Raw genomic sequence first — 5,580 nt, 5'->3', positions numbered from 1 at the left:
GCGCTCGGTCGTCCGCGACGCCCGGGCGGCCAGCGACGGCGCGACGACGCCCGCGAGCACCAGGCACGCGGCGAGCGCGAGCCCCGCCGGCACCCAGAACGCGCACATCGCGACGACCGTGCCGACCCCGAGCAGCGTCGCGACGGCCGCGGGCAGCAGCCCGCGGACCACGACGTCGCCCACGGCGTCGACGTCCGCGCCGACGCGGGCGAGGAGGTCGCCGCGGCGCAGGCCGGCGAGGGCCGCGGTCCGGCCGCTCGCGAGCCGCTCGTACAGGGTCGTGCGGATGGTCGTCATGCCGCGGAGCGCGACGTCGTGCGACACGAGGCGCTCGAGGTAGCGGAGCACGCCGCGGCCGATGCCGAACGCCCGCACGGCGACCGTCGCGACGGACAGCTGCAGCACGGGCGGCATCTGGGACGCACGCGCGATCAGCCACGCCGACACGGCGGCGAGCGCGACGGCGCACCCCAGGGCGAGCGTGCCGAGGAGCACGGCGAGCACGGCGCGGCGAGGGTCGACGTCGAGGAGCCGCACGGCCCGGCGCAGCGTGCCGCGCGGTGGGCGGGCCGGGGCCGTGGTGGTCCCGGGCCCTGGGAGCGCCGGCGCGACGGCCGCGGTCGAGGTGCTCACGCGACCACCTCCGCGACGCCGTCGACGCCGGTCGGTTCGGCGCCGACCGCAGAGGCGCGCGCGACCACCGGGACCACGACGTCGGCGCACGCCGCGAGCGACGCGCGGTGCGCGACGAGCAGCACCGTCCGGCCCTCGTCGCGCAGCGCCCGCACGGTGTCGAGCACGACGCGCTCGCCCGTGGCGTCGAGGTGGGCGGTCGGCTCGTCGAGCACGACGAGCGGCGCGGGGGACAGCAGCGCCCGGGTGAGGGCGACGCGCTGGCGCTGCCCGACGCTCAGGCCCACGCCGCCGCGGCCCAGCGGGGTGGCCCAGCCGGCGGGCAGCGTCGCGACGACCGCGTCGAGGCCGGTGAGGGCCGCGGCGCGCTCGCGCGACGTCGTGTCGCCGCCGACGACCTCGGCGAGCGAGCCCGGCTCCAGCACGGGCCGCTGCGGCAGCCACGCGACCTGCGGCCAGTACGTCGACCGGTCGACGTCCGCGAGGTCGACCGTCCCGTCCGGGCCGTCGAGCAGCACGCGGCCCTCGTCGGGCGGCAGCAGCCCGAGCAGGACCTCGACGGCCGTCGACTTGCCCGCGCCGCTCGGACCGGTCAGCGCGACGACGGTGCCGGGGCGCACCGCGAGGTCGAGCCCGGCGGGGGCCAGGCCGTCCGTCGCCCGCACGCCGACCCCTTCGAGCCGGACCGTCGTCGTGGCGAGGTCAGGGGAGCCCACCGCACCGGCACGAGGAGCCGGCCGGTCGAGCACCTCGAACGCCTGCTCGGCCGCGGCCACGCCGTCCGCGGCGGCGTGGAACTGCGCGCCGACCTGTCGCAGCGGCAGGAACACCTCAGGCGCGAGCACCAGGACCGCGAGGCCCGTCACGAGGTCGAGGTGCCCCTCGACGAGCCGCAGGCCGATCCCGACCGCGACCAGCGCGACCGACAGCGTGGTCAGCAGCTCGAGGACCATGCCCGACAGGAACGCGATCCGCAGCGTGCCCATCGCCGCGCGGCGGTGCGCGTCGCCGAGCTCCTGCACGCGCGCGGCCGGGCCGCGCTCGCGGCCGAGCGCCTGCAGCGTCGGCATGCCCGCCAGCAGGTCGAGGACCTGGGCGCCGAGCCGCTGCATGACGACCAGGCCGCGCTCCGAGCGGCCCTGCGTGAGCCGCCCGACGAGCACCATGAAGACGGGCACGAGCGGGATCGTCCCGACGAGGATCGCGGCCGACACCCAGTCGAGCCCGAGGACGACGAGCAGCGTCCCGGGCGTCACGGTCGCGGCGAGCACGAGCTGCGGCAGGTAGCGCACGAAGTACGGCTCGAGCGCGTCGAGGCCCCGGGTGGCGAGCGTGACGAGCGCCGGACCGTGCCCCGCCGACAGGTACCGCGGCCCGAGGTCGACGGCCCGCTCGACGACCGCGTCGCGCAGCTCCCCGACCGCCCGGGACGCCGCGCGGTGCGCGTAGCGCTCCTGCGCCCCGGTCACGAGGACCCGGGCGGCCACGACGGCGGCGAGGCCCGCGACGAGCGGCCCGATCGCGTCGAGGTCGGCGCCGTCGTGCACCGCCCGGCCCAGCGCGTGCGCGAGCAGCAGCGCCTGCGCGACGACCAGCGCGGCGGTGAGGACGCCGAGCGCGGCCGTCAGCGCGACGTAGCCGCGCGCCGAGCGCGCGTACCGCAGCAGCCGGGGGTCGAGGGGGCGCACGTCAGCGCGGCTCCGCTCCCGCTCGCGCGAACGTCAGCCCGGTGTGCGCCGGGATGTGCGAGCCGCTGATCCGCTTGCGGAACACCCAGTACGTCCAGCCCTGGTAGAGCAGCACGAGCGGCGTGAGGAAGGCGGCGACCCACGTCATGACGGTGAGCGTGTAGTCGGTGGACGACGCGTTGGTCGTGGTCAGCGAGTTCGCGGGGTCGAACGCGGGCATGACGTCGGGGAACAGCGACCCGAAGATCAGCACGACGACGGTGACGATCGCGACGGCCGACGCGACGAACGCCACGCCCTCGCGACGCGCCCGGGCCGCACCGACGAGCACGACGAGCGCGCCGGCGGCGACGACCACGGCCGCCCACGTCCACGGCACCGAGTACGCGATCTGCGCCCACACGGCCCAGACGCCCGCGACGCCGAGGGTCACGACCGACAGCCGGGCGGCCAGCGCGCCGGCGCGGGCCCGGACGTCGCCGTCGGACTTGAGCGCGAGGAACACCGCGCCGTGCGTGAGGAAGACGAGCGCGGTGGTCGCGCCGCCGAGCAGGGCGAACGGGTTGAGCAGCGCCCAGAACCCGCCGACGTACTGGTGCGACGCGTCGAGCTCGACACCGCGCACGATGTTCGCGAACGCGACGCCCCACAGGACGGCCGGGACCCACGAACCGACGATGAGCGCGCGGTCCGCCCAGGCCCGCCAGCGGTCGTCGTCGATCTTGCCTCGCCACTCGAACGCGACGACGCGGACGATGAGCGCGAGCAGGATGAGCAGCAGCGGCAGGTAGAACCCGCTGAACAGCGTCGCGTACCACTCGGGGAACGCGGCGAACGTCGCGCCGCCGGCGGTGAGCAGCCACACCTCGTTGCCGTCCCAGACGGGGCCGATGGTGTTGATCATGACGCGGCGGTCACGGTCGCGGGCGGCCCGGTCGCCCCGGCCGAGGATGCCGAGCAGCATCCCGACGCCGAAGTCGAAGCCCTCGAGCACGAGGTAGCCGGTCCACAGGACGGCGATGAGCAGGAACCAGACGGTCGACAGCTCCATGGTCGGTGGCTCCCGTTCTCAGTACGCGAAGGACAGGGGACGGTCGGCCGACGAGGGGTCGTCCGGGTCCGGCTGGTTGTCGGGGTTGTCGGGGCTCGGGTCCTTCTCGCGGTCCGCGACGCCCTCGACGGCGTAGCGGTGCATGAGCTTGTACCAGAGCACCGCGAGCACGCCGTAGAGCAGGGTGAACGCGACGAGCGACGTGAGGATCGTGCCCGGGCCGGTCACGGTGGAGACGCCGCGCGCCGTGAGCAGCCAGACGCCGTCGACCCCCGACGGGTTCGGGTTGGGCGCGACGACCCACGGCTGGCGGCCCATCTCGGTGAAGATCCAGCCGAACGCGGACGCGAGGAACGGTGTGCCCAGGGCGACGATCGCGAGCCGCGAGACCCACGGGCTGCCCGAGACGCGACCCTTGCGGGTGACCCACAGGGCGACGAGCGCGAGCGCGGCAGACCCGACGCCGAAGCCGATCATCAGGCGGAACGACCAGTAAGTGACCGCGAGGTTCGGCTGGTAGGAGATCGGCTCGCCGCCGGCGTCGGTGAAGCCGAACTTCTCCTCGTACTCGGCCTGCAGGTTCTCGACACCGGGCAGGGGCGTCGTGAAGTCGCCGTGCGCGAGGAACGACGTGAGCCCGGGGATCTCGATGACGTGGGCGACGCCCTCGCACGAGTCCGTGAGGTCGCCGATCGCGAGGATCGAGAACGGCGCGCCGCCCTCGGTGGTCTGGCAGATCGCCTCGGCGGCCGACATCTTCATCGGCTGCTGCTCGTACATGAGCTTGGCCTGCGCGTCGCCGCTGACCGCGACTCCGATCCCGGAGACCAGCATCGTCACGACGCCGAGGATCACCGCGGGGCGGTAGATGCTGCGGGCGTCGTCGGCGCGGCCCGCGCGCACGAGCTTGACCATCCACCAGGCCGCGATCGCGGCGACGAACGTGCCGGCGGTGAGGAACGCGGCGCTGATGGTGTGGGGGAACGCGGCGAGCAGCGTGTTGTTGGAGAGGATCGCGCCGATGTCCGTCATCTCGGCGCGCCCGGTCTCGGGGTTGTACGTCGAGCCGACCGGGTGCTGCATCCACGAGTTCGCCGCGAGGATGAAGTAGGCGGACAGGTTGGTCGCGATCGCGACGGCCCAGATGCACGCGAGGTGGATCTTCTTCGGCAGCTTGTCCCACCCGAAGATCCACAGGCCGAGGAACGTCGACTCGACGAAGAACGCGGCGAGCGCCTCCATCGCGAGCGGCGCCCCGAACACGTCGCCGACGAACCGCGAGTACTCCGACCACGCCATGCCGAACTGGAACTCCTGCACGATGCCGGTGGCGACACCGATCGCGAAGTTGATGAGCAGCAGCTTGCCGAAGAACTTGGTCAGCCGCAGCCAGCGCTCGTCGCCCGTGCGCACCCAGATCGTCTGCATGATCGCGACGAGCGGGGCGAGCCCGATCGTCAGCGGCACGAAGATGAAGTGGTAGACGGTCGTGATGCCGAACTGCCAGCGGGCGAGGTCGAGGGCGTCCACGTGGTTCTCCGAGGGTGGGCCGGACGGGCGGACTCGTGGACCGCGACGTCGCCCGGTCGGACGGTGGGCTGCGGACCTGTGGGAACGCTAGGAACCACCCCCAGTCTGCCCCTGGGACGAAGGTCCCGGGTGCTGACGTGGCGTCGTGAAAACCGTCACGTCCGGCGTCCCGGCGCCGGTGCGCGGCCCGCGGACGCGCCGACGTCGCGGACCCACCGCGCTCCCGCGAGGGGCCTGTGCGATACTGACGGCGGTTCGTAGGCGCCCACAACGCCCACAGACCCTTGAGCTCGCAGCACCAGCGCGTCTCGCGCGCCAGCCGCCGCTCGGCCCCGCTCCGACCAGGAGCGCACCGGCCTTGCAGGCGACGGCGCCGCCCGGGTGCCGCAGCCACGACCGACGACTTCCGTCGCCGCGCCGAGGGCGTGTGTGACGACCGACCGACCAAGGACCGCCGTGTGTGGGCGGGGATCCCTGGTACCCAGGAGCACCTCGCGTGACCCCCGAGAACACCCCCGAGAACGCAGCAGCAGCGACGACCGCCGGGGGTGAGGCCGCCGCCCCGGTGCGCCGCCGCCGCGCGACGCGCACCGTCGCGGCGCCCGCCGCCGACACGGTCGAGCCGACCACGGCCGCCGCCGAGCAGGCCGCGACCACCACGGACGCGCCGGACGGCAC

Annotated in this window: 4 protein-coding genes and 1 pseudogene; 1 reads left to right on the top strand and 4 read right to left on the bottom strand. The window is 74.5% G+C overall.

Going from position 1 to position 5,580, the window contains the following annotated elements; genetic code table 11:
• The 4 genes and pseudogenes from CBZ_RS04500 to CBZ_RS04485 all read right to left on the bottom strand — a co-directional run.
• Window positions 1-633, bottom strand: a pseudogene (locus CBZ_RS04500) (thiol reductant ABC exporter subunit CydC); the annotation flags it as partial.
• Entirely contained in the window at window positions 630-2,321 is a 1,692-nt protein-coding gene (gene cydD, locus CBZ_RS04495; RefSeq protein ID WP_130780399.1) for a thiol reductant ABC exporter subunit CydD, read from the bottom strand. The pseudogene CBZ_RS04500 and the gene cydD, both read right to left, overlap by 4 nt.
• A 1-nt stretch (window position 2,322) precedes the next feature.
• Window positions 2,323-3,372 (bottom strand): cytochrome d ubiquinol oxidase subunit II, encoded by a 1,050-nt coding sequence (cydB, locus tag CBZ_RS04490; protein WP_130780398.1) that lies wholly within the window; start codon window positions 3,370-3,372, stop codon window positions 2,323-2,325.
• 18 nt (window positions 3,373-3,390) lie between these two features.
• Entirely contained in the window at window positions 3,391-4,902 is a 1,512-nt protein-coding gene (locus tag CBZ_RS04485; protein WP_130780397.1) for a cytochrome ubiquinol oxidase subunit I, read from the bottom strand.
• A gap of 496 nt (window positions 4,903-5,398) precedes the next feature.
• On the opposite strand from CBZ_RS04485, the gene CBZ_RS04480 reads away from it, so the two are divergent.
• Window positions 5,399-5,580, top strand: a 182-nt coding sequence (locus tag CBZ_RS04480; protein ID WP_130780396.1) for a hypothetical protein, incomplete at its 3' end; no start/stop codon positions are given.

Source organism: Cellulomonas biazotea (assembly GCF_004306155.1).
Taxonomy (GTDB): domain Bacteria; phylum Actinomycetota; class Actinomycetes; order Actinomycetales; family Cellulomonadaceae; genus Cellulomonas; species Cellulomonas biazotea.
The sequence above is the reverse complement of the archived record's forward strand: the minus strand, read 5'-3'. Positions and strand labels throughout refer to the sequence as shown.